Annotated in this window: 24 protein-coding genes and 2 pseudogenes; 10 read left to right on the top strand and 16 right to left on the bottom strand. The window is 49.7% G+C overall.

Annotated features, from left to right (window positions below; genetic code table 11):
- Positions 1–39 precede the first annotated feature (39 nt).
- The gene (locus LH51_RS10855; RefSeq protein ID WP_036522180.1) at positions 40–1,812 is read right to left on the bottom strand and encodes an acyl-CoA dehydrogenase C-terminal domain-containing protein; all 1,773 of its coding nucleotides are present in this window, start codon (positions 1,810–1,812) and stop codon (positions 40–42) included.
- Between the two features lie 184 nt (positions 1,813–1,996).
- Between LH51_RS10855 and LH51_RS10860 the strand changes: the two genes are divergently transcribed.
- Positions 1,997–2,428: a MaoC family dehydratase gene (locus tag LH51_RS10860; protein ID WP_036522181.1), complete on the top strand. Its 432-nt coding sequence runs from the start codon at positions 1,997–1,999 to the stop codon at positions 2,426–2,428.
- Positions 2,429–2,447: 19 nt separating this feature from the next.
- On the opposite strand, the gene LH51_RS10865 is transcribed toward LH51_RS10860, so the two are convergent.
- From LH51_RS10865 to LH51_RS10900, 10 genes are all read right to left on the bottom strand, one after another.
- Positions 2,448–3,995 carry a methyl-accepting chemotaxis protein gene (locus LH51_RS10865; RefSeq protein WP_052063687.1) on the bottom strand — a complete coding sequence of 516 codons (1,548 nt, stop codon included), beginning with the start codon at positions 3,993–3,995 and terminating at the stop codon, positions 2,448–2,450.
- Positions 3,992–4,852: a substrate-binding domain-containing protein gene (locus LH51_RS10870; protein ID WP_052063688.1), complete on the bottom strand. Its 861-nt coding sequence runs from the start codon at positions 4,850–4,852 to the stop codon at positions 3,992–3,994. Before LH51_RS10870 ends, LH51_RS10865 begins: the two co-directional genes overlap by 4 nt.
- A gap of 174 nt (positions 4,853–5,026) precedes the next feature.
- Positions 5,027–6,016, bottom strand: coding sequence for a c-type cytochrome (locus tag LH51_RS10875; RefSeq protein ID WP_036522182.1), 990 nt, complete (start codon positions 6,014–6,016; stop codon positions 5,027–5,029).
- A gap of 10 nt (positions 6,017–6,026) precedes the next feature.
- Positions 6,027–6,671 (bottom strand): c-type cytochrome, encoded by a 645-nt coding sequence (locus LH51_RS10880; RefSeq protein ID WP_144244252.1) that lies wholly within the window; start codon positions 6,669–6,671, stop codon positions 6,027–6,029.
- A gap of 124 nt (positions 6,672–6,795) precedes the next feature.
- A complete protein-coding gene (locus LH51_RS10885; protein ID WP_036522184.1) occupies positions 6,796–7,392 on the bottom strand; it encodes a response regulator transcription factor in 597 nt (198 codons plus the stop codon).
- 5 nt (positions 7,393–7,397) lie between these two features.
- Positions 7,398–9,212: a PhnD/SsuA/transferrin family substrate-binding protein gene (locus LH51_RS10890; RefSeq protein ID WP_036522185.1), complete on the bottom strand. Its 1,815-nt coding sequence runs from the start codon at positions 9,210–9,212 to the stop codon at positions 7,398–7,400.
- Positions 9,209–9,715, bottom strand: a complete 507-nt coding sequence (locus LH51_RS22665; protein ID WP_235263678.1) for a helix-turn-helix domain-containing protein — start codon at positions 9,713–9,715, stop codon at positions 9,209–9,211. The genes LH51_RS10890 and LH51_RS22665 overlap by 4 nt, the downstream gene beginning before the upstream one ends.
- Positions 9,687–10,658: a sigma-54-dependent transcriptional regulator gene (locus LH51_RS10895; protein WP_235263671.1), complete on the bottom strand. Its 972-nt coding sequence runs from the start codon at positions 10,656–10,658 to the stop codon at positions 9,687–9,689. The genes LH51_RS22665 and LH51_RS10895 overlap by 29 nt, the downstream gene beginning before the upstream one ends.
- Positions 10,655–10,810 (bottom strand): ATP-binding protein, encoded by a 156-nt coding sequence (locus LH51_RS24780; protein ID WP_442934832.1) that lies wholly within the window; start codon positions 10,808–10,810, stop codon positions 10,655–10,657. Before LH51_RS24780 ends, LH51_RS10895 begins: the two co-directional genes overlap by 4 nt.
- Positions 10,807–12,096: a histidine kinase dimerization/phospho-acceptor domain-containing protein gene (locus tag LH51_RS10900; RefSeq protein ID WP_200881966.1), complete on the bottom strand. Its 1,290-nt coding sequence runs from the start codon at positions 12,094–12,096 to the stop codon at positions 10,807–10,809. The genes LH51_RS24780 and LH51_RS10900 overlap by 4 nt, the downstream gene beginning before the upstream one ends.
- A gap of 211 nt (positions 12,097–12,307) precedes the next feature.
- Between LH51_RS10900 and LH51_RS10905 the strand changes: the two genes are divergently transcribed.
- Entirely contained in the window at positions 12,308–12,676 is a 369-nt protein-coding gene (locus LH51_RS10905; RefSeq protein WP_036522187.1) for a DUF4168 domain-containing protein, read from the top strand.
- 109 nt (positions 12,677–12,785) lie between these two features.
- Here the strand turns inward: LH51_RS10905 and LH51_RS10910 are convergent, their stop codons facing one another.
- The 4 genes and pseudogenes from LH51_RS10910 to LH51_RS10925 all read right to left on the bottom strand — a co-directional run bounded on the left by LH51_RS10910 (position 12,786) and on the right by LH51_RS10925 (position 15,754).
- Positions 12,786–13,640, bottom strand: coding sequence for an alpha/beta fold hydrolase (locus tag LH51_RS10910; protein WP_036522188.1), 855 nt, complete (start codon positions 13,638–13,640; stop codon positions 12,786–12,788).
- A 27-nt stretch (positions 13,641–13,667) separates the two neighbouring features.
- A pseudogene (locus tag LH51_RS24270) lies at positions 13,668–14,665 on the bottom strand (amidoligase family protein).
- 32 nt (positions 14,666–14,697) lie between these two features.
- Complete coding sequence (locus tag LH51_RS22670) at positions 14,698–14,988, bottom strand: gamma-glutamylcyclotransferase family protein (protein WP_235263672.1); 291 nt, start codon at positions 14,986–14,988, stop codon at positions 14,698–14,700.
- 196 nt (positions 14,989–15,184) lie between these two features.
- On the bottom strand, positions 15,185–15,754 hold the full coding sequence (locus LH51_RS10925) for a cupin domain-containing protein (RefSeq protein ID WP_036522217.1): 570 nt from the start codon (positions 15,752–15,754) through the stop codon (positions 15,185–15,187).
- A gap of 341 nt (positions 15,755–16,095) precedes the next feature.
- Here LH51_RS10925 and LH51_RS10930 point away from each other — a divergent pair, with 341 nt between their 5' ends.
- The 7 genes and pseudogenes from LH51_RS10930 to LH51_RS10960 all read left to right on the top strand — a co-directional run bounded on the left by LH51_RS10930 (position 16,096) and on the right by LH51_RS10960 (position 23,825).
- Positions 16,096–17,196 (top strand): ABC transporter ATP-binding protein, encoded by a 1,101-nt coding sequence (locus LH51_RS10930; RefSeq protein ID WP_036522189.1) that lies wholly within the window; start codon positions 16,096–16,098, stop codon positions 17,194–17,196.
- 52 nt (positions 17,197–17,248) lie between these two features.
- Positions 17,249–18,298, top strand: coding sequence for an ABC transporter substrate-binding protein (locus LH51_RS10935; protein WP_081960782.1), 1,050 nt, complete (start codon positions 17,249–17,251; stop codon positions 18,296–18,298).
- Between the two features lie 71 nt (positions 18,299–18,369).
- Positions 18,370–19,626 carry an ABC transporter permease gene (locus LH51_RS10940; RefSeq protein WP_052063689.1) on the top strand — a complete coding sequence of 419 codons (1,257 nt, stop codon included), beginning with the start codon at positions 18,370–18,372 and terminating at the stop codon, positions 19,624–19,626.
- Between the two features lie 4 nt (positions 19,627–19,630).
- Complete coding sequence (locus LH51_RS10945) at positions 19,631–20,455, top strand: ABC transporter permease (protein WP_036522190.1); 825 nt, start codon at positions 19,631–19,633, stop codon at positions 20,453–20,455.
- Positions 20,456–20,503: 48 nt separating this feature from the next.
- Positions 20,504–21,954: pseudogene (gene gabD / locus LH51_RS10950) on the top strand (NADP-dependent succinate-semialdehyde dehydrogenase).
- A gap of 25 nt (positions 21,955–21,979) precedes the next feature.
- Positions 21,980–23,254 carry a 4-aminobutyrate--2-oxoglutarate transaminase gene (gabT, locus tag LH51_RS10955; protein WP_036522191.1) on the top strand — a complete coding sequence of 425 codons (1,275 nt, stop codon included), beginning with the start codon at positions 21,980–21,982 and terminating at the stop codon, positions 23,252–23,254.
- 181 nt (positions 23,255–23,435) lie between these two features.
- Positions 23,436–23,825, top strand: a complete 390-nt coding sequence (locus LH51_RS10960) for a DUF3461 family protein (RefSeq protein ID WP_036522192.1) — start codon at positions 23,436–23,438, stop codon at positions 23,823–23,825.
- 86 nt (positions 23,826–23,911) lie between these two features.
- Here LH51_RS10960 and LH51_RS10965 read toward each other — a convergent pair whose 3' ends face one another.
- Positions 23,912–24,553 carry a DsbA family oxidoreductase gene (locus LH51_RS10965; protein ID WP_036522193.1) on the bottom strand — a complete coding sequence of 214 codons (642 nt, stop codon included), beginning with the start codon at positions 24,551–24,553 and terminating at the stop codon, positions 23,912–23,914.
- Between the two features lie 100 nt (positions 24,554–24,653).
- Here LH51_RS10965 and LH51_RS10970 point away from each other — a divergent pair, with 100 nt between their 5' ends.
- Complete coding sequence (locus LH51_RS10970; protein WP_052063690.1) at positions 24,654–25,172, top strand: Slp family lipoprotein; 519 nt, start codon at positions 24,654–24,656, stop codon at positions 25,170–25,172.
- The last annotated feature ends 42 nt before the right edge of the window (positions 25,173–25,214 follow it).

Here is a 25,214-nt window from a genome sequence, read left to right on the forward strand (position 1 = left end):
GCAAACCTAGTGCCCGCACTGGCCAGGATCAAGACAGAATCACCAAGCGGTAGCGAACTGCTCGTCGCTCATTTCAGTGATAGTCGCACTACCGGCTTTAACCATCCGCGCATAACCCAGATAGCGTGGCAGGATCTGCTCAAAATAGAAACGCGTAGTCACCTGCTTTGCTTCCAGGAAGGCATCATCTTCACCTTCAGACTGCAGGGTTTTGGCCGCTTCAGCTTGACGCAGCAATTCCCAGGCGCCCGCTACGGTGCCCAACAGCATCATAAAGTTATACGCCACAGCTCCGGCTAATTGCGGATCATCAGCGGCACCGGCCAGCAGTTCATCACGCGCGGTTTCAATCGCAGCCACCGCTTGCTCAAGATCCGCTGCCAGATCGGCAAAGGCACCACCGAGTGCGATGGTTTCGCGCATTTCAGACAACAGCAACGTCAGGGCTTCACCCTTATCCAGCAATACTTTACGACCGACCAGGTCCAGCGCCTGAATGCCGTTGGTGCCTTCATAAATGGGCAGGATGCGCGCATCACGGTAATGCTGGGCGGCACCGGTTTCTTCGACGAAGCCCATACCACCATGTACCTGCACACCCAATGACGTGACTTCCTGAGCAAACTCGGTACACCAGCCTTTGACCACCGGCGTCAGCAGTGCGGCACGCGCTTTTTCACGGCTACGACGCGTTTCATCTTCAGCATGATGAGAAAAATCGATGCTGCCACAGGCATCATAGGTCAGCGCCCGGCCCGCTTCAGTCAAAGCCTTCATGGTCAGCAACATACGCCGCACATCACCATGACGAATAATCGGACCCGGCACCTTAAAACCAACGGCAGGGCTCTGGATGCGCTCATTAGCAAACACCAGCGCCTGCTGATAGGCGCGCTCAGAAATCGCCACACCCTGCAGACCCACACCCAAACGGGCGTTGTTCATCATGGTGAACATGCAAGCCAGACCACGATTCTCTTCACCCACCAGGTAACCGACAGAGTTTTCAAAGCCCATCACCGCGGTAGGGCTGGCGTGAATACCCATTTTGTGTTCCAGCGACAGGGGCTTGGTGTTGTTGTACTCACCCAGCGAACCATCGGCATTAACTAAATACTTGGGTACCAAAAACAGGGAAATACCGCGAACACCGGCTGGTGCATCCGGCAAACGTGCCAACACCAGATGGGCGATATTCTCGGTCAGACTGTGGTCGCCCCAGGTGATAAAGATTTTTTCACCCGTGACACGATACGCATCACCGTCTTTTTCGGCTTTACAGCGCACCTGTGACAGGTCTGAACCGGCACTGCCTTCTGTGAGATTCATGGTACCGGCCCACTCACCACTGATCAGTTTTGGCAGATAAATGGCCTTCAAGGCATCATCGGCATTGATTGACAGACACTCGACCGCACCCTGTGACAGCAGCGGACAAAGGCCCCAGGCCATATTCGCCGCTTGCCACATTTCCATCACCGGCACAGAGAGCAAATACGGCATGCCCTGTCCACCATGTTCAGGATCAAACTGCAGCGAACCCCAACCGCCTTCGGCGTACTGGTTATAGGCATCGCGGAAGCTTTCCGGACAAACAACGCCACCATCCTTGAGACTCACGCCTTTCTGATCGCCATCCCAATTGGTGGGCGCCACCACATCACGTGCGACACGTGCCGCCTCATCCAGAATCGCATCCACCATATCGGCCGATGCATCTTCAAAAACAGGCAGGGTGGATAATTCGGTCATCCGCGCTATCTGATTCAGCGCGAGCTTCATATCTTTTACCGGAGCGTTATAGTCAGCCATAAACTACCTTCTATTGATCATTCGAACACATTCACATGGAAGCAATCACTCATTACTGCGCATTGCTAACCATAAGGGTTTTTACTTATTCTAGCACGCCAGGCGTATCTGATAAGCACAAAATCGGTTACTCTGTTACTTATACTGAACGATTTTTACAACACATGACAAGCAGGATAAAAAAATGCAGGATATTCACGGCTATTACCTGGAAGATCTGACAGTGGGCATGAGCGACTCTTACGCCAAAACCATATCTGAATCAGATGTTTATATGTTTGCAGGCATTTCAGGTGACAACAACCCAGTGCACATCAATGAAGAATATGCCAAAACCACCATTTTCAAACAGCGCATCGTACACGGCATGTTCAGTGCGGCGCTGATTTCCACGGTAGCAGGCACCCGTTTGCCAGGACCAGGCGCAATCTATATTGATCAACAGATCAAATTCAAAGCACCTGTACATATTGGCGATACGGCCAAAGCAACACTGACCGTCATCGACATAGATGAAAAACGTCGCCGGGTGAAAATGCGTACCGATGTCACCGTAGGCGAAGCACTGGTTGCCACCGGTGAAGCCACCTTCATGGTCGACAAGCGCGACGCTTAAAACGAAAAAAAGCGCCGGTTCAGGTTTTGAACTGGCGCACCTTGCTGTTCAGCGCTTCAGCCAGTTGCGCCAGTGATTGACTCGCCTGAGTCGTCTGATCGGTGCCTGCGGCTATGTCATGAATACCCTGATTGATGGCGCTTACATTACGATCTATCTCTTCCGCCACCGCGCTTTGCTCTTCCGCCGCTGATGACACCTGAATATTCATATCCGTTATGCGCTGAATAGCCTCACCTATCGCATCCAGGGCAGCGATCACTTTTTCAGCCATTTGAGCATCCTTGTGTGCTTCGCTCTGCTGCTTCGCCATCACCTCAACGGCATCGGCAGCGCCCTTCTGTAAAACTTCCACGGTTTTTTCAATATCCACCGTGGCTACCTGAGTCCGGGTTGCCAGATTACGCACCTCATCAGCGACCACCGCAAAACCCCGCCCCATATCACCTGCACGTGCGGCTTCAATGGCTGCATTGAGTGCCAACAGGTTGGTCTGATCCGCAATATCCCGAATAACCTGGAGCACACCACCGATTTCCTGACTGTGCGTATCCAACTGCCGGATCACCCCGGCCGCCCGTTCAATTTCATCAGCCAGATCATGAATGGCACCCATCTCTGCAAGCACCAGCTCACGACCAGATTTAGTCGTATCCTGCCCCTCGCGTGCCGCTTCAGCTGCCGCTTGTGTATTACCTGATACATCCTGACTGGTAGCGGCCATTTCATGTACCGCAACAGCGGCCTGCTCAGCTTGTTCGCGCTGTTGACTGGCCAATTGCAGGGTTTGCTGCGATACCTGGCTCTGTTGCTCAGCCGCCGTTGCTATCTGCTGGCAAGCCTGCTGAACATCGATAATCAAGCGGCGCAATGAGGCCATCATACGGTTAAATGCACGGGCGATATCACCCATTTCATCACTGGACTGCTCTGGCAGGGTTTGCGTCAGATCACCCGCCCCTTCGGCTATCTGCTGCATCATCCGACGCATTTGATAAACCGGACGAATGATCTGTTTGATAAACCAGAGCACACCCACCAACACCAACAGCATGAGCACCACAGCGGCCAGCATCATGCGGTTTAGGAAGGAAATGCTCTGCTGATAACGCTGATTCAGATCAGCACTGGCACTATCTACCTGGCGGCTGATCTCATCCCGTGCTCGCGTCAGTTCCTGCAGGCGTGCCTGCCCCTCTTCAAAACGCTGTTCCAGGAACACTGAACTCACGGCTACCATACCTGCATAATAATCATGGTACTGGCCAAGCAGCCCCTGCATGATGTCAGGCTCCTGTTGGTGTAACGAACGTAACTGGTTTTCAATCTGCACAGAGTTAGCTGCCGCTGAAATAAAATAACGTTCATCGGAAGATAGAATGCCACTCTGCAAATCAACCGCCAGGCGCTGAATATCGGTTTCTGTCTGTTTCAAGGCTTCACGGGTCTCAACCACCACCAGCAACTGGCGCTCCGTAAGCCAGTAGACGGCAAAAAATGCACCTGAAATCACCACAGCCAACAGGATAAACGGAAGTGCTATTTTCTGTATTAATGAGAATTTCATTGCTGCCCTCCTGTTGCGACAAAACCTTCGGATTCAACCACCTGCTTTCCATCAGTTGATTGCAGCAAACGCAGCAGGGCCTCTATTTCAGGAGTCAGCGTCTGATACACCAGATTCAGCTCACGTCGAATAGGGTACTGTCCATTGTTGATAGTTTGTGCAGAAGGGGTTATCCCGGCCAGATCCAGAATGCGCACCGGCAACCCCTGATCTCGCATTGACTCAGCCGCACCCAGCGAAACATATCCTACTCCCCCCTGTTGACCACCAACCAGGGTAAGCGACTCCAAATTAGAGCCAATGATCGTCGCATCAGCACTGATCAACCGACCTGTTGAGCCACTGCGGTCAGGGCTGTTAAGCCCGGTAAAATCTTCAAATAAATCCAGGGTACTGCGACCTACCTCTTTGGATACCAGGCGTACAGGCCAGTCAAATCCGTTTATTTCCTGCCAGTCGCGCTGACGAGTAAACAAATCAATCAACTCCTGACGGGTGATCGTTGTTTGCGGATTGGATTCATTAACGATAAACACCAGGGTATCCAGCGCAATGGTGGTGTATTGAAGGTCGGCTTTTTCATCTGCTCGCAAGGCACGTGACACCATGCCCAGGTCAGAAACGCCCTCACGTACATCGGATATACCACGACCACTGCCACCCGCTGACAGCTGTAATACAAGTGCATTGCGGTTTTCCAGTGTGGTAGAAAGCTGATTAATAATCGGGAAAATGGTACTGGCACCGGAAACGCGTAACTCAGATGCCGAGAGTGACGAACTGAGTAGCAGGGAGAGCAGACAGACAGCCAGGTAATTAAAGCGCAGCGAGGCGCTCACGCGCCGAAAAAATAACATACAACATCCTCAGGTTAAAACCGCATACCTGATCATAATCAAACAATCCATTTATTTCCATTTATATGTTTTTTATTAGGTTTTACTTATTTAACTAAACAGCTATCACGATCCGGTCAACAAAACCGCTGGTGAACAAAAGCCGGGCCCGGTTTTTGTTCACCAAGTCTTCACCTATTCGAAAAAACGTGGCTTGAGCACCTCAGGTTTGAGAAAGTCTTTTCTTCCCAGGTTCATATGATCACCCAGCAAACGTCCTTCTTTTTCCAAACCATAATAGGTGTGCTTGTGGAAAGTTTCAAAATAGAGTTCGCGGGTTTCCTGCAAATCGCCTGTGAAACGTACATCTTGCGGTCGTTCTTGGCTGTTGATGTAAGCTGCCAAATCCCATGACTCTTGTACATCCATACTATGCGGCTGACCCAATGGCATATTGTTATGAATAAATCCGGCCATAGTGAAAATACGAACAATACCCGCTCCCCAGTTGTATGAACCATCACCCCAGAGTGCAGGGAACTGTGACTCACCTCTGACGGCTAAACCCGCACCATCATCAGCATGGCAGATACTGCAGTTGGCCTCGTACAATGCTTGACCACGAGCATAAGAAGGCTCTTGCTCAGGCTCATCGATAGGGTAACCACGACCATATAAGCTTTTACCCGGTTGATAAATCGGTACACCTTTGGCTAACCATTGATGGTAAGCCGCCAGGGCAAGCATGTTATCACTGCCATACTCAGGTGGCACACCGTTCATAGAGTAGCTAAAACAACCAGATATCCGCTCTTCAAGGTTGTTTACGTGCTGATTTTTGGGCCTGAAGTTTGGCAGAACAACAGCAGCAGCCCACACCGGCGCTGAGAAGGGTTGTGCACCGTCACCCAGATGACAACTTGAGCAGTTCATATCATTGAAGACATTTACCCCCTTCAGCTGCTGCGTGTTGGTAAAAAGATCATGACCTCGACGAATGACCCGCTTAAGTTCAGGGTGCATATTGGCTTCTTCAAGATCTTGAAGCGTTGGCGGTACGTGAACGTATTGGCCTTCTGTAGGCTCAGGAAAATTCACCGGAAAACGGGGCTCTGCAGCATGAATAGTCTGACTAGACGCAAGCGCTAAAATACTGGCACTGAAGATTACTTTGGTATTTAACATGACAGGCTCCTTATTGTGATGGCTGCATCGATAACCAGGCAGACACAGCTTGAATATCATAAGGATTTAAGCGCTCAGCAATCGCCAACATCAAATGTTGTGGATCGTTCTGACGCGTTTCGTTTTGCCATGCAAGTATTTGTGCTTCTATATACCCTGAATGCTGCCCTGAAATTGCAGGGAAATGCTCTCCAGCACCCAAGTTATCGGGACCATGGCAAGAGTTACAGGAAGGTATATAGCGTGACCAATCACCATGGGTGGCTAACGTCTCACCCCATTTCAGCAATTCATCATCTACAGATTCAGCGCCTTTGCCCTGAGTTGCCGGCATTTCGCTGTAATACACCGCTACATCACGCATTTGCTGATCATTCAGCATCGCGGCAAACGGCGCCATTGATGCATTTTGACGCTTGCCTTCATTGAAGTCTTTTAATTGCTTGTAAATATAAGCGGCATCAAGACCTGCTAAACGCGGCCAGGATTCACCACCGGGCATGAACATACCACTGCCATCTGCTTGATGGCACGCCGTACAGACTGCCGCAGCAGCCTGGCCTCTGGTTGCATCACCCTCTATGGCTTGCGCTTGATGGGCAAACCCCAGGACTAAACCAGCCGTTATTAGGGGAATAGTTGACAGGATTTTCATTATCAGATTGCTCCTCACCTCAGCTAACACATCTTTGTGTGCTATTTGGAACAACCTTACGCTTTAGGCGGCTTTAAAACTATTGGTAAAACCCTTGTTTATCTAAAGGAATCTTTAGTTTGATTTAACGCTCCAGGCAGATGTGTAATAGTTCAGCTAAAGAGTCGACCTGCATCTTGGTCATAATATGATATCGATGAACATCGACAGTGCGGGCACTAATATTCAGGGTTGAAGCAATGCGCTTACTCGGCTCACCTTGTAAAAGCAGACTGAGTACCTGCTCCTCTCGCGGCGTTAAACTGGATCTACGCCGTTCGACAGGTAAATGCTGCGCTTGTTCCGTTAAATAAAACTGATGTTTTTCTAACGCTCGATTAACGCAATCTAACAAGAGTTGATCATTGTAAGGTTTTTCGAAAAAATCAAATGCTCCGGCTTTCATGGCACGAACGGCCATGGGTACATCACCGTGCCCTGTCATAAAGATAACCGGCAATTCTGGCGCTTTAGTCATTAGCTCAGTTTGCAGAGTCAAGCCACTCATCCCGGGCATGCGAATATCCAGTAAAACACAGCCTAACTGCTGTAAATCGGCGTTAGCTATAAAGCTGGCAGCATCCGCATATTCTTCTACCTGAAGATCGACAGATTCCAAAAGCCACCTTAATGAGCGCCTGACGGCCTCTTCATCATCAACAATATGAATGACTCCCGGCATCCAGTTTACTCCTGTAACAAGGGTTGAATAGGTAAGGTTAGCTCTGCCATGGCGCCACCCGTTGAACGATTTTTTAGTATCAACTGACCGCCTAAAGCTTCCGCTAAAGATCGACTGAGCGATAAACCTAACCCCATACCTTCTTTGCGTGTGGTCATAAAGGGTTCAAAAAGATGCTTTTCAATCGCCGCATCAATTCCTTTCCCACGATCAGCCACCTGAATAATCAGACGATTGTTAGCTTTATCTTGATGAATTGACAGACACAACTCGCGCTGATCCACGTCAACATCCACCATCGCATCCAAGGCATTGGTGATCAGATTAGCAAGTATTTGCAGTAGATGAATTCTATGACTAAAAATGTCTGGTAAGTGATCATCACACTGCAATTGAGGTTTTATCTGTGCTTGTTTGATGCGAGTTTGGCAAAAGAGTAGTGCATTTTCCACAAGCGGCACTATCGCTAACCAGTTGTACTCCCCTGTGTCCTTTTTTAGAAAAGTACGTATGTTGCGAATAACAGCGGCCGCTTGATCTGCTTGATTGGCTATCTGCTCAGAGGCTTCTACTAATTGCGTGCGTCGTGCTAATAAGTCTTGATCTTGTCGTTGTAAATGCCTGACTGATCCACGCGCATAATTGGCAATTGCCGTCAGCGGCTGATTCAGTTCATGCGCCAATCCTGCAGCCAACTCTCCCATTAAAGTAAAGCGCGAAGCATGGCGCAGCTCATCTTGATGATGCAGTGCTATCTGCTCGGCTTCGCGTTGACACTGCTGTGACCATTCAAGCTCTTGAGTACGTTTTCTGACCAGATATTCTGCACGAATATTATGTAATACCAATAGGATCAATAAAGCGAAAGCACCATAAAACCAGTGACGATGCATTATTAGCCAATGCATTATTGGATTATGAGGAAATGCCGCAAACGGACCTATACGCAGACGTTCAAACACTTCATAGACTGATTGATAGGAGACCGGTGGCTGCCAGTACATGACATCCTGGTCTATTAAAATCGAGTCAGATTTCATTAAAGCCGCTAACACTTGTCGAGCCAGAGTGTCATTGACTTTAGCGGTCCTTAATAATGGCCAACCGGGGTAAACTGCGCTAGAGATCATGCAGGGATAAGTATCGATTGCTTGAGTGCCGATCAGACGCAAGGAAGATAAATCCACACTACCTTCCAATGCCAATACCTCGGCAAGACAACTGCGCAAGACAATCGCATCAAACTCATCATTGAGTAACTTCTCTACCAATTGATCCATTGGAAAACCAGTGAAGTTCCAGTGAATATCCCAACTCTTAATATCACTGTAACGAAGATGCAATGTATCTAGCATCAATTGATAACCACCAAAGGATTCTGGACTGACTGCACCGATGGTTAATCCTTTCAAATCTGTAAACTCGTTTAGATCCTGCCTACCTTGATGTGTTAAAACCACTGAGCCTACATGATTCAATGGTAACCCCGCTTTCAGATGTTGCAACTGCGCCAACGGAGCAACCCTATACTCTGAGGACAAGGCAACATAATGACCCGGGTTGGTGATCAAAAAATCCAATTGATTATCAGCTACGCCTTTATTGAGCTCATTTAACGTCATCGGATGCAATACGATGCGGTGAGCCGGCATCTCTTTTTCTAAACTTTGCAGTGAAGGCAGCCAGTGCTGTTCAAAATCCTCAAGGGTTCTCCAGTCTAAAATACCAATATGTATCTCTTCAGCTGCAACTTCTGAGCAAATAATGCACAGCAGAAGTATAAACAGTAAGGATGAACGGACTTTCTTAGCCAAAATCATGGTTGATCCAACCAGCGGTAAAGCGTTCTCCGACCTATTCCCAGCAATGCCGCGGCTCGGCGTTTATTCCCCTGTACCTCATCCAGCACCATCTGCACATAGCGTTTTTGTAGCTCATCAAGCGTGGGTAGTTTATTACCGGCTAACAAGCGCTGTTCCTGCATACTGGAGTGAGATGATTCAATGTCAGCGGCTTCAGGACCAGATGATTCAAGAGTAGAAACATCAACAGCAGAGGATGGAGCAGGCGTTGGTTCGACTAATCGCGTGGGAAGATGCCGAGGTTCTATCCAATCAGATTCACAAAAGGCGACCGCTCTTTCCACGACATTTTGTAATTCTCGCACATTTCCGGGAAAGCCATAGCTGCGAATAAGCTTTAACGCTGCCTCATCGAATCCTTGAATCTGCTGCCCTTGCCCTATGGCATGTTGTCGCACAAACTGCTGCGCTAACAATTCCAGGTCATCCTCTCTATCCCGCAGGAGGTATTTGGATCGCAAAGGTTTCCAGGCGGTAGTAAAAATCTTCTCGAAAGCTGCCTTCAGCCACTTTTTGCTTTAAGTCACGATGGGTCGCGGCAATAATTCTGACATCGACCTGAACTTCCGTATCTTGTCCAACGGGCCGAACAGAACCATCCTGTAACGCCCTAAGCAATTTAGCTTGCAGTGCAAGTGGCATCTCACCTATCTCATCCAGTAGCAAGCTACCGCCTTGTGCTTCTTGCAACAGGCCTTTTCGTGCTTTTTGCGCTCCCGTAAAAGCACCAGCGGCATGTCCGAAAAACTCACTCTCTAACAACTCTGAAGGGATGCCTGCGCAGTTGACTGCCAAAAATGGCCCTTCTTGTCGGTCACTTTCTGCGTGCAGTGCGCGAGCTACCAGTTCTTTGCCAGTACCACTTTCACCATTGATCAATACAGGTCCTTGTGCACGTGCCACCACTCGGATCTGGTCAAACAGATGTCGCATCACCCGGCTGGAGCCAACAATCCCATGAAAACAATGTTCTTTTTTAGATAACTGACGAAAAGCGCTTAACTCATGGCGAACACGCCGATGCTCCAACACCTTGGTCACACTGAGTATAAAATGATCCAAATCTAAAGGTTTGGTGAGAAAGTCATCCGCTCCCGCTTGCAAGGCCTCAACCGCTTGGCGAACACTACCAAACGCCGTAATCACAATAATCGAAGGTCGCTGAGACTCATCCAACTGCATGATTTGCTCAACTAACTGCATTCCATGACCATCGGGTAAGCGTAAATCGGTAATGACCAGACTCGGTTTCAGACTCTCTAGCTGTTGCTTTGCTTGCTGCACACTGTCGGTGGCATGAAGCGTAAATCCTTCTGTTTCAAGTTCATCCACAATCAACGCGGCTAAGGATTGATCATCTTCGACCAATAAAATCGGTGCAGCTTTTTTATCACGTTGATTCATATATCAGCCTTTTGTTTTGGGAAGATCAGTTCAAACCGTGCACCACCCAAGTGACTTTGCCGCACATTTATAGTCCCTTGATGTTCTTCCACAATTCTTTTTACGATTGCCAAGCCTAAACCACTCCCCTGCCCAGGCGTCTTAGTGGTCACAAAGGTTCAAAGAGTTGTTCTTTAATCGCCGGATCGATGCCAGGCCCTGCATCTTCAATAATAATATGAATCTGATCATCGACTGACCAATGCATTTTCACAGGCCCTTCAGGGCAGGCCTGGCAGGCATTTCTTAATAAATTGACGAATGCTTGTTCAAGACTTAACGAATCACCCAGCAGCATCGCTTTTTCACCAGGAATCAGTTCTACTTGAAAACCTTCAGTTTCAATTAACGACTCTGCTCTCGAAACTAGCGCATAAAGATCCAACTGCCGAAGCTTAGCTCGGGATGAGCGCCCGTAGGATAATAACTGTTGAATAATTGAGGTCATGCGTGCCGTTTGATGACGAATGTCTTCTAGCTCTTTTACATCCTTGCTATCGGTTAAACGTCGTTGAAGTCGACTCGCTCGACCATCAACCACACTTAAGGGCGCACCTAATTCATGTGCCACGCCTGCTGAAAGTTGTCCTAATGCCGCCAGCGTTTCCGTCTGACGTAAACGCTCTGCAATCATTTCTCGCTCAAGGCGTTGCTGTTCTTCACGGGCTTCTGCTTGCTGGATGGCGTCTAGCATACCATTGAGACCAGAAGCCAACTTGCGCATTTCGCTAGGGCCTTCTTCAGCCGCACGATGATGATGTTCACCCGCCTCCACACGCTGAATACTGCGAAGAATACGTTCCAGAGGCTTACCGATAGCACGCTGATGGGTCAGCACTAAAATACCTAAAATAAGTAAACTGGTCAGCAAAAAGCCCCCCCAGGAACCATAGGCCAGTCGCCTTAGCTGTTGATCAATATCGCTATGACGACGGGTCACCTGAAGTAACCCATTGGGTTGACCTACTTCATCAAACATCGGCATAAAGAAGGAGTACACATCTCGTCCACGTATCTGTTCATATTGATCAAATTCGCCAGACAGCGTTTTTAACAGCGCATCTTCAGCTTGGGCCTGAGTCGGATTAACCACACCAAAACTGATCAACGGCTGACCGTCCGCATCAAAAAGATAAGCGCCATAGACTTCGGTAATCCCAAACAGTGATGCCATATTGTTTTGCATCTGCTCTAAATCATTGCGCGCCATCGCCTGGCTAATGGGTAAATATACCGCACGGGCGACTAGTCTGAGATCTCGTTGCATACGCTCTTCAATAAAATGGCTGACCAAAGCCTGTCCGGCTGACAAAATCAACGCCAGGATCAGCAACACCGGCAACGCCACTCTGACCAGCAACACACGACGCAAACTCGCCGATGAAAATAACCTTTTCACAACAAACCTCAACTCCTGGGCTTAATGACACATGCGCCATAATGACACATACTATGGCACACTTTTGGATAATGAAAAAGTCACCAGCCTGGTAACAAAACCCAAGATAAAAGAATATTTTTATTTAAAATCAATAAATTAAATTTAAAAATACAAAACTGGCATAGTTTTGGCTTTAGGTTAATTGAATTCAATCAAAGGAGTTACCTAGATGAAGAAGACATTACTCGCTGCCGCACTGTCCAGCCTGATCGCACTCGGCTTCACCGCCACAGCAACCGCTAACGAAGGCGAAGCTGGCATGCAGACACAACAGGCACCCATGGAGTTTGCTCAGACTGATCTGCAAACCTTTGCATCGGTTCAGGGTGATCTGGATACCATTCGTGCTGATTATTCCGCTCGCCTTGAAGCTGCCAATGATCAGGAACAGGCTGCCCAGCTACAACAGGAAGCCAGCCAGCTAATGGTTGAAGCTGTACAAGAAGCAGGTATGGATATTGAAACTTACAACAACATCGCCCTGGCACTGCAGAGTGATCCAGAACTGCGCGATAAAGTATCTGCCATGCTTAATTGATTGCTCTGATCGCCCGGAGACCGGGCTCCTACAAAGGCAGACCATACCCTGTAGGAGCTCACTCTGTGAGCGATGTTTTTATTCGCCCGGAGACCGGGCTCCCACAGACCTAGCTCCCACAAACCGAGTTCCTACACACCCAATCCACTACTAGCTGCTGCTGTTCCGGACTCACCAGCGTGGGGGCATGGCCTACGTCGGCCAGGGTTACACATTGCGCTGTGGGCTGCGACTTTTGCATAGCCTCCAGCAAACTGGCTGAAAGCAGATCCGACTCAGCACCACGAACAACCATCAGCGGGCAGCGAATCGCCTGCCATTGCGGCCAAAGTGTTTGCTCATCGTCATCAACGTTTTGAAACGCCTTTCCCAGCGCCGGATCATAATGCAGGGTATAACGCCCATCAGGCAGACGGCGACTCGAGGTGAGCGCCATGCGCCGCCAGAATTCGGCTGTATTCTTGCCAAAGGTTACATAGACTGTTTTCAGCCACTGCTCCAATTCAGTCAGTGAATCAAACACCGGTTGCATACTGATATAGTCACGAATGCGTTGCAGCGCTTTGGCTGGCAACTCCGGTCCGACATCATTAACCAACAGAGCGCTAACTGGCGTATCGGCTTCTGCAGCCAGCAATATCCCGATCAACCCTCCCATAGAGGTACCAATCCAGATGCATTGATCGATCTTAAAGGCATCCAGCAGCTGATGAGCCACCTCAACATAACGCGGCAACACATAATCCACTTCGGGTGATGCACTCCACTGTGAGTGTCCGCGACCCGGCGTGTCAGGGCAGAGCACAAAGAAGTCTTTGGCAAGTGTCTGCGCTAATTCATCAAAATCCCGACCTGTACGGGTCAAACCATGCCACAGCACTACAGCTGGAGCACTCTGATCTCCCCAGCAGGTCAGGTGCACTTCTAACTGATCGCATTGAACAAAATGATGCTGTACTTGCATATCAACTCCTTTTTATACACTGACAGGTCAGAAACGTTGCACCCAATCAGTAGACAGGCGTGCGGCCCAATCTCCAAACCAGCGATCCAGGGGGCGTGCCAAAAACTGCTGGTAAGCACGACAGCAGTCATTTAAACGCTCTCTGTCAGCCGCAAGTTGCTCCACCTCAACCCAATCATTCCAGGCCTTGAATAACCCCCAGCCTGGCTGATCTATTTCACAGTTTGGCAGACGGTAGTGCCAGGTAGGCCGCGCCTTAATCAATACATCCTGGGTTTTGCGTGCCACACGCGGTGCATCCAGGTACTTGAATAAGGGCAACAGATCCAGAGCACGGTTACGCGTTGGATTAAACTTCAGGTAATCCTCAATCAGTTGATCCTGATCTGGCCAGTATTCAGGATCAACCACTTTCAGCACATAGTCTTTGGGAAAGGGTTCAGCAAACAAGGTTACTCGTCTGGCCAGGTCTATCCGTGCGCGTTTGAACAACCACTCGTACAGGCACAAGAAAGACTTAAGTACAGCCGTCAGTAGCGCAACATCCCGCGAGGGTATTTCCGGATTGAATTGCATCCCAAAGGCATTGGTGAGCGTATCAGAGGTACCCCGTGCACCCGCTTGACGCAACCGGACAATTAACTGTTCCACTTCATCAAGACGATCCAGCGGCAACGGAGGCTAATCACCTCCAACGGCACCAGCGGCAAAGACACAGTTTTTAATAATTCTTCAGCGGAACCGCTCAACTCCCCCGACAAGGTATCAGCCACATGCTCCTGACGCCCCATTTTTTTCAGCAAATCAAAATCCAGTTCAACAACCCAGTCACCCGCCGGATCCCCTGTCAGACGGCGTTCATAGCGGCCATCCTGTTCCACGCTAAGTGCCATAAACTCACTAACCAGATCACTGACAAGATCCAGCGTAACGCCATTCATCTCAATCTCAACACCACAGCGACGCATATCACCCTGAGCATTGTTCTGCCAGGGTGTTTTGCGCAATCTTGAAAATTCAGCCATAAACCTTCCTTTGGGTGTCAGTCGGTTGCTGATTAGGGTGTTTGCAGTCTACGATAAACCCAGGCCTGACTGCCATCATCCAGGGTCATTTTTACCCGCTCGTAACGCACGCCCAAACGCTCATAACGATCCAGTCTTGCCAATTGACGGCCATTCACTTCAAACACCAAACCCGGCGTTTGCGCCGAAGGGTCGGCAATAATATTCAACCCCTCCCGACGCTTTCCCGGTAACACAGCGTCTTTTGTTTCACCGGCGTGCCCGGTCACTATAAACCTTACCCAGGGTTGTTTTAGTGTACCGAAAGCAAACACCCGGTGCATGCGATCCTCCACAGCAGGTAGATAATCAGGAGGGGTATAAAAAAAAGGACTTAGTAATATCAGCCAAAGATAAACCGGTAACAGCAATATAGCACCAGAGATTAGCAAAATCAGTCGATTACGCCACCACCTGGGCCTCTGTTGATGACATTCAGAACGCATAGCACCTCAGATATTTATACTCTGTGTCTCCACATTATAGATAAGGTGGGGTACATGCGCTGATAATCACACACTCTACATTGCCGACATTACGAAAACGGTGTGGCTGACGGCTATCAAACAGATAAGCATCACCGGCTTTAAGAATCTGCTTACGATCACCCACGGTCAGTTCGATGCTGCCAGAAATCACTACTCCACCCTCTTCAGATTCATGCTGCAACATGCTGCGCCCTGTATCGGCTCCGGGAGCATAACGCTCGTGCAAAACCTGCAACTGATGGTGACGCATATCACCCACCTGGCGAAAATCCACCGGGCCAGATGTTAAAGGCATCAATTCATTCGCCTTGAAGAATACCCGGTTTTCTTCGGGAGGCTCCAATGCAAAAAAATCAGTCAAGGACAGAGGAATCACTTCCAGAATTTTTTTTAATGAAGAAACTGAAGGGCTACTCTGATTATTTTCTATCAACGAAATGGCGGCATTGGTTACTCCTGCACGCTTCGCCAGCTCACGCTGCGATAAACCGGCGTTCTGGCGCACAAAGCGCAATCGCGCACCTAACTCGAAATCATCCTGTGTACTTGCCTGCTCACTCATACCAAAAACTCCAAACTGCACCATAAGTTACCCCGAACACTAACTTGAGCACTATAACGGGGCATAAAATTACACTTGCGTTAACTGGTTTAAATATGCGATAACTAAACTTAACACACGGGCCACGCGATGTCCGATAAGGTTAACCCTGAACTGGCACAAATTGTGCAGATCTAACTAGCTATAAGGTCTACATACGTGTCAGGCATTGCCAGCAAGGGCGTTACCCTTAGGGAATAATAACTATAATACCCACCTACTTGAAAGTGGAGTGTTATTTTTCGCCCTTGCTGTCAATTTTAATTAACAAGTCAGTTCATCTGACGCAGGAGGAGAAAGATATGCTAGAAGGCACGGCCAATGAGCCTTTGGTGCGCTTTACCGGTGTGCAGAAAACCTACGATGGTGAGTCTCTCGTCGTCAAGGACCTCAATCTCAACATCCAGAAAGGTGAATTTGTCACGCTATTGGGCCCATCCGGCTCAGGTAAAACCACCTGCCTGATGATGCTGGCCGGTTTTGAAACCCCGACCAGCGGCGATATATTTCTCGGCGAGCAGCGTCTGAATACCCAACCTCCGCACAAGCGCAATATCGGCATGGTGTTTCAGAACTACGCCTTATTTCCACATATGACCGTAGAAGAAAACCTCTACTACCCGCTGAAAACGCGCAAAATGCCCAAAGCTGAGGCCAAGGCCAAAGTAGATAAAATTTTGCAGACCATTCAACTGGAGTCATTTGCCAAGCGCCGCCCAGCTCAACTGTCGGGTGGACAACAGCAGCGTGTTGCACTGGCACGGGCACTGGTGTTTGAACCGCAACTGGTACTGATGGATGAGCCGCTCGGGGCACTGGATAAACAGCTGCGTGAACAAATGCAACTGGAAATTAAACATCTGCATGAAAACCTGGGACTAACAGTCGTCTTTGTTACGCATGACCAAAGCGAAGCCCTGACCATGTCGGATCGTGTAGCCGTGTTTAACGATGGTGTTATCCAGCAGATAGATACGCCACAGGCGCTTTATGAATACCCGGCCAACTCGTTCGTAGCCCAGTTTATCGGCGAAAACAATACGCTGATGGGTAAAGTGCAGTCGGCTGAGGGTGATTTCTGTCAGGTGAGCTTTGGTGATGGCCTGGGCACCCGTGCATCAAAAAGCCAGGTGCTGGCAGCCGGAGACACAACCCGTCTGTCGATTCGTCCTGAGCGTATTCACCTGAACAGCGGCAGCGTTGAACTGCCCAACCGTTACAAAGTAAAGCTGCATGAATTCATCTACCTGGGTGACCACTTACGCCTGCGTTGTGGACTCGCTGGCAATGACAATTTTTATGTCAAGGTGCCGGTCAGTGAACTCTGTCCATCTCTATCCATCGGCGATTTCATTGATATCGGCTGGCGTGATGAAGATGTCAGAGCACTGGACGCTTCTTGATTTTTTTGCTGCAACACACCTGAAAACCCATCCGAAAATAGCGGAGATCACAATGAAACTGAAAAATAAAATAGCTAAACATCTACTAACTGGCGGTCTGTTGACTGCAAGCCTGGCCGTGGCCGGCAGTGCGCAAGCCTTTACCGTTATCTCCTTCGGTGGAGCCAATGGTGATGCGCTACAGGAAGCCTATTATGCACCTTTCGCCAGCAGCACCGGTACCGACCTTACACCGGGTGACTACAACGGCGAATTCGCACGTATTCGCGCCATGGTTGAAACCGGCAATGTTAGTTGGGATCTGGTAGAAGTTGAATCACCAGAGCTTGTGCGTGGTTGTTTTGAAGGCTTGTTCGAGCCGATTGACTGGGAAAAACTGGGCATCAAAGATCAGTTGATTGAGCCAGCTGTAACGGAGTGTGGCGTGGGCATGTTTGTATGGTCCACCGTGCTTGCCTATGATGCCGACCGCCTGGACAAGGCACCACAAAGCTGGGCCGATTTCTGGAATGTTGAAGAGTTTCCAGGTAAGCGCGGCCTGCGTCGTGGCGCCAAATTCACACTTGAGTTTGCACTGATGGCAGATGGCGTTCCAGCTAATGAAGTTTACGATGTGCTGGCTACACCAGCCGGTGTTGATCGTGCCTTCGCTAAACTGGAAGAGATTCAGGATCACATTCAGTGGTGGGAAGCCGGTGCACAACCGCCACAGTGGCTGGTTGCCGGTGATGTTGTTATGTCCTCAGCTTACAATGGCCGTATTGCTGTTGCTCAGGAAGAAGGCCGCAACCTGGCCATCAACTGGTCAGGCAGCGTATACGATCTGGACTACTGGGCTATCGTACAGGGTAGCAACCACACTGATACAGCCTATGATTTCCTCCGCTTTTCCAGCCAGCCAGATACTCAGGCTGAGTACTCTAAACGCATCCCTTACGGTCCGGTAAACCCAGAAGCCTTGGCGAAGTTACCTGAAGAACAGGCCGTACGCATGCCTACCAATGCAGCCAACCTTGAAGGTGCCTTGGCCGTTAACACAGAGTTCTGGGTTGATTATGGCGAAGAACTGGAACAGCGCTTTAACTCCTGGGCGTCACAGTAAGTTACCCGTACCGGTCAGGGATGACCGGTTTCATGTTTAATTAACGGGTCTGCGAAAGACCGGAGGAGATAATGACCAGCATTACGGCCACTCAGACACTCGACGGAGACGAACCGGTTTCCGGCCTTAAAGCGCAATTGCGCCGTGCTGAACGCTTAAAAAAAATAAAGGCCATGTTGCTCGTCGCACCACTGGCCCTATTTCTGATAGTTGCCTTTGTGCTGCCAATCAGCAGCATGTTATGGCGCAGCATCGACAACTCTGAAATCAACCAGGTTATGCCCAAAACAGCCGCCCAGATTCTCAAATGGGATGGTACCGGGATTCCAGACGAAGCCGTGTTTGCTGCACTGGCTGAAGAACTACGTACATCCAGAGAAGATGGTGGACTCGGCCGCATCGGTCGGCGACTGAACTATGAAGACCCCAGTTTTCGTTCACTGTTAACTCGCACTATACGCAAACTGCCAGCCACCACCGAAGTTAGCTGGACAGATGAACTCACCGGTATAGATGCTCGCTGGAATGACACCGAAACCTGGCATGTATTGCTACGCGCCGCACCCACGACAACAGACCGTTATCTGTTAGCTTCCCTGGATATGGAACGCGGTGATGATGGCAAAATTACCCGGGTTGAGCCCAATCAACAGTTGTATGTGCAGGTATTCAAACGCACGCTGGTGATTGCTGGTGGCGTTACACTCATCTGTCTGTTTTTGGGGTTTCCGCTGGCTTATTTACTGGCAACACTGCCACCTGCCAAAAGTAATATCCTGCTGATTTTTGTTTTACTGCCTTTCTGGACCTCGTTACTGGTTCGAACAGCGGCCTGGATCGTGCTGCTGCAATCCGGTGGTCTGGTCAATACAGGTCTAATGTGGACAGGACTGATTGATTCACCTATGCAATTGGTGTTCAACCGTATCGGGGTATTTTTTGCCATGGTACATGTTTTACTACCCTTTATGATCCTGCCACTTTACAGCGTTATGAAAGGTGTATCACCCACCTATCAGCGTGCGGCTGTCTCGTTGGGTGCGCATCCTTTTGCCGCGTTTTGGCAGGTTTATGTGCCTCAGACTATTTCCGGTATCGCTGCGGGCACCATTCTGGTGTTCATTATGGCGCTGGGCTATTACATCACTCCCGCGCTGGTGGGTGGACCATCAGACCAGATGGTTAGCTATTACGTTGCCTATTACACCAACACTACCAATAACTGGGGTATGGCTGCCGCATTGGGTGCACTGTTGCTAATTGTTACTCTGTTGCTGTATCTGGTGTACCACAAGCTGGTCAATAAAAGACAACTGGTCCGGAGCTAATACTATGAGCCTACAACCTTACGCCTCCACAGTTGAACATGTCTGGTTTTGGACCTTCAGAATATTCTGCGGGTTGATCCTGGCATTTCTGATGCTGCCGGTGCTAGTGATTATTCCACTGTCATTTAATGCCGATAGTTTTTTAACCTATCCCATTAATGACTTTTCGCTACGCTGGTACCGGGAAATATTTAGTGATGGCCCTTGGGTAGCTTCACTCAAAAACAGTTTAATTGTCGCGCCAATGGCTACCGTGCTGGCGATGTTCTTCGGAACACTTGCCGCCGTCGGATTAAACCGCGCGGAGTTCCCCGGTAAAGGGATGATTTTGGCACTGCTGATTTCACCCATGGTCGTACCGCTGGTTATTGTTGCGGTCGGTATGTATTTCTTTTTTGCTGATCTTGGTTTGCTAAACAGCTACACCGGGTTAGTGATTGCACATGCCGTTTTAGGTGTACCTTTTGTAGTCATTACCGTGAACGCGACTTTGCAGGGTTTTGACTACAATCAGATGCGAGCTGGCGCCAGTCTGGGTGCCAGTCCACTGCGGGTATTTTTTACCGTGGTCCTGCCACAGATAGTTCCCGGTGTGGCTTCAGGTGGTTTGTTTGCCTTCGCTACCTCGTTTGATGAGGTGGTGGTAGCCCTGTTCATTGCCAGCCCGACTGAACGCACCCTGCCGATTCAGATGTTCTCCGGTATTCGGGAAAACATCAGTCCGGCCATTGCCGCTATGGCAACGATTTTGATTTTAATGTCTGTAGTGCTTCTGTTGGTTATGGAGCTACTGAGGCGTCGCAGTGAAAAGCTGCGTGGTCATGCCTGATAAACAACCGCGGGAAAAATAAACCCGCGGATTTGATTGGAGAAAGCTATGTTACAAGCGATGCAGCTGTTTAAACAGCAGGCGTATATCAATGGCCAATGGGTGAATGCTGACTCGGGCAAAACCTATGCCATTCACAATCCGGCTACCGGAGAAAAACTGGGCGAGGTGCCAACTATGGGCGCCGCCGAAACCCAGGCAGCCGTAGATGCCGCCGAAGCCGCACTACCGGCCTGGCGTGCCAAAACAGCGAAAGAGCGTGCTGTGATTCTGCGCCGCTGGTTTGATCTGATGATGCAACATCAGGATGATCTGGCCGTCTGATGACCCTGGAACAGGGCAAACCCCTGGCCGAAGCCAAGGGCGAAATTGCCTATGCAGCATCCTTTGTTGAGTGGTTTGCCGAAGAAGCCAAGCGCGTGTATGGCGAAACCATCCCAGGCCATCAGGCTGACAAGCGTATTCTGGTGATCCGTCAGCCCATTGGCGTTGCAGCAGCGATCACGCCCTGGAACTTCCCATCGGCGATGATTACCCGTAAAGCGGCGCCAGCACTGGCCGCCGGTTGCACCATGGTACTCAAGCCTGCACCGCAAACACCCTTTTCTGCACTGCACTGGCTCAACTGGCTGAAGAAGCCGGTATTCCACCGGCGTACTTAGCGTCGTCACAGCCACGGCTGAAGACTCCATTGCTGTAGGCAATGTATTCTGTAACAGTGATGTGGTGCGCAAACTCTCCTTCACCGGTTCCACCGGGGTAGGCATCAAACTGATGCAACAGTGTGCACCGACACTGAAAAAACTGTCTTTGGAACTCGGCGGTAACGCTCCATTTGTGGTATTTGATGATGCCGATCTGGATGCCGCCGTAGAAGGCGCGATGATCTCCAAATACCGCAACGCCGGTCAAACCTGCGTGTGTGCTAACCGTATCTATGTGCAAAAAGGTGTGTATGACGCCTTTGCTGAAAAATTTGCCGCCGCTGTTGCCAAACTGCAGGTCGGCAACGGTCTGGAAGATGGCATTACCACCGGTCCCCTGATCGATGCCAATGCGGTGAAAAAAGTGCAAAGCCACCTGGAAGACGCCCTCAGCAAAGGTGCCAAGCTGATCACTGGCGGCAACCCTCATGCACTGGGGGAACCTTTTTTGAACCAACCATCATCACCGGTGCAACCCCTGATATGTTGATTGCGCGCGAAGAAACCTTCGGCCCACTGGCACCACTCTTCGCATTTGAAGACGAAGCCGATGTGATTCGTATGGCTAATGACACGGAATATGGTCTGGCAGCTTACTTCTATGCCCGTGACCTGGGTCGTGTCTGGCGCGTCGCTGAAGCACTCGAATATGGCATGGTCGGCATCAATACCGGCGTCATTTCCACCGAAGTGGCCCCCTTCGGTGGGGTTAAATCTTCAGGTCTGGGTCGTGAAGGTTCACGCCATGGCATTGAAGAGTATCTGGAAATGAAATACCTCTGCATCAATATCTAAATATAGAATCTGGAGAAAAACGATCATGAGTAAAACCAATGCTGGCATGATAGAGCGGAAAAACCAGGCAGTAGCCAGAGGCGTTGGCCTCGCCCATCCGCTGTTTATCGATTCGGCAAAAAACGCCACCCTGACCGATGTAGAGGGACGCGAGTTTATCGATTTTGCTGGTGGTATTGCGGTATTGAATACCGGTCATCTGCACGATACGGTTAAAAAAGCTGTTGCCGACCAGTTGGAAAAGTTGTCACACACCTGTTTTATGGTAATGGGTTACGAGCCCTACGTTGCCGTGTGCGAAAAAATCAATGCCCTGGCTACCGGCCCTTCCCCCAAGAAAAGTGCGCTGTTCACCACAGGGGCTGAAGCGGTTGAAAACGCGCTCAAAGTTGCGCGTGCACATACCGGTCGTACTGGTGTGATCGCCTTTGGCGCCGGTTATCATGGCCGCACCATGGCAACCCTGGCACTGACAGGCAAAATTGCGCCTTACTCCAGCGGTATGGGTTTGATGCCGGGTGATGTTTACCGTGCCCTCTACCCCTGTGAAATGCATGGCATCAGCACTGAAGATGCTATTGCCTCTATTGAGCGTATCTTCAAGTTTGATGCTGAAGCCTGCAACATTGCCGCCATTATTCTCGAACCTGTGCAGGGCGAAGGCGGTTTCTATGTCGCACCCAAAGCCTTTATGGCCGCACTGCGTGAGATTTGTGACAAGCACGGCATCCTGCTGATTGCCGATGAAGTTCAGACAGGTGCTGGCCGTACCGGAACCTTCTTTGCCATGGAACAAATGGGTGTTGAACCGGATATCACTACCTTTGCCAAATCCATTGCCGGCGGTTTCCCACTGTCCGGTATTGTCGGTAAAGCCGACATTATGGACAGCATTGCCCCTGGTGGCCTGGGTGGCACCTATGGAGGTAGCCCAACCGCCTGTGCCGCCGCTCTGGGTGTACTGCAGGTATTTGAACAAGAGAAACTGCTGGATCGTGCCATGGTTGTCGGAGAAAAATTGCGCAGCTATCTGACTGCCATGTCGAAGCAGCATAAAGTGATTGCTGATGTACGTGGCCTGGGTGCCATGATTGCAATGGAGCTGATCGATGAACAGGGCCAACCACAGCCTGAGCTCACCGCCAAGGTTGTTGCTAAAGCACGTGATAAAGGCCTGATCCTGATCTCCTGTGGTCTTTATGGCAACGTTGTACGGATATTGGTACCACTGACAGTACCTGATGCTCAGTTACAGCAAGGCCTGGATATCATCAGCGAGTGCTTTGCTGAACTTGCCTGATTATTAACGAACTCGGACCAGAACCAAAAGCCAGGGTGTTGACAACAAACACCTTGGCTTTTTTTTATGAAAAATTTTGATAAACCAATTTTTTCTGCCCTATCTCTAAACGATTCCAGTCCCTTAAGCTATACTAATGTCGAATAGTTACCCCAAGCCCTAGCCAAAAGAGAGTGGCATTATGACCGTTGAGAAATTTAAGACACTAGCCGAAATGGGTATTGAAGACGTCTCTGAAATAGAGAAGTTTTCAACACGTCAGGAAGGCGATATGGATATCCTGAAAATCTACTTTCACCGCGATCCCGGCGAATGGTTTGCCAAAAGCAAAAAATTCAAATTTAAACGCCAGGTCAAAACGGTTAGGGTGAATGAAGGCAAGGTGTCCTATCGTGAAACCTCAGAGTCATCGCCTTACTTCCTGCGTGCGCTGACTGAGCTGGAAAAACTGGCTGATGAAATGCACACCGCCAAGGGCCGTAAAGAAATATTGCTGGATGATATCGATCATCTTGAAAAAGTGATGGAGCGTAAAATCGCCGACATTCGTCGGCAGATTGAAGAGCTCTGATAAACTCCCTGTAGGAGCTCGCTCTGCGAGCGAACCCTTCGCCCGGGGACCGGGCTCCTACAATCAAATAACCTGTCAGATCTTGCTTAGTTAGAAACAATATTCCGCAAGCTCTTCACCAGCATTTCAGGCTCCTGAGCACCGGATATCAAGTACTGATTATTGATAATAAACGCAGGAACAGAGGTGATACCCATCTGCTCCCAGCGGGCTTCCTCATCACGAACGCTCTGCACATACTGATCTGATGCCAATACCTGTTGAGCGGCTTGACCATCCAGACCAATACTTTCCACCCAATGAAGCAAAACATTCGGATCACTGACCTCAGCGTCATGGCCAAAGTAGGCTTCAAATAGCGCTTTTTTCATCTCGGTTTGCTTGCCCTGCTCCGCCGCCCACTGCACCAGTCGATGCGCATCAAAGGTATTGCGGGTATGACGCTGCTGAAGTGCTGAAAAATTCAGCCCCAGACCCTCGGCAATCTCCTGCATCTGTGCCTGAGCTTGCTGCATCTCTTCTACACTGCGACCATACTTGCGACTTAGCGCCTGGAGGATGGGTTCACCACCTGCGTCAGGATCCGGGTTTAACTCAAAGGCATGCCATTGTACTGTAAAAGCCATTTCATCTTTCAGTTGCAACATGGCCTGTTCCAGTCGGGCATAACCTATGGCACACCAGGGACAGGCGATGTCTGAAACAATATCGATGGTGACGGATTGCATAGAACCTCTCCATAGTCGGTTAGATTATTTTACGGATAGAATAGCGAAACAGATTGTCAAATCGCGAATACGCTGACCCATGCTCACAGGAGCCTTCACCATGAACCGCATAATGCTATTGATAACCGCCCTTCTGATCGGTGGATGTGCTTCGCTTCCGTCTGAACTGCGTACGCCACCGGAACAAACATTACTGCCTTTTTCAGCAACAGTCACTACTGAAGCTTCCGGTCAAACCGCACGCTGGGGCGGCGAGATTGCCAAAGTAAGTAACCTGCAACAGGGCAGCCTGCTGGAAGTGGTTGAGTTTTCACTGAATACCAGAGGCCGACCCGTAAAGGCAGATACCAGCGGAGGACGCTTCAGAATACTGCTATCCGGTTTTATCGACCCGGCCATCTATACCCCCGGACGCATGGTCACAGCCCTGGGCAACTTTACAGCCATCGAAGAGGGTAAGGTGGAGGAACAAGCCTATCGGTTTCCGCTACTCCATTCCGAGCAACTACACCTCTGGCCCGAGGTTAAGGAGCCCTCAACCCACCAGCATCATTACGATCCCTTTTTCTTTCACCGAAGCTTTATGATGCGACCTATTATTATAGTGCCAGCCAATTAAAACTAAATGAACCCTATTCATAGAGGTGGACTGATGCATTTT

The sequence above is a fragment of the Nitrincola sp. A-D6 genome, assembly GCF_000764495.1.
In the GTDB taxonomy this organism is placed as follows: domain Bacteria; phylum Pseudomonadota; class Gammaproteobacteria; order Pseudomonadales; family Balneatricaceae; genus Nitrincola.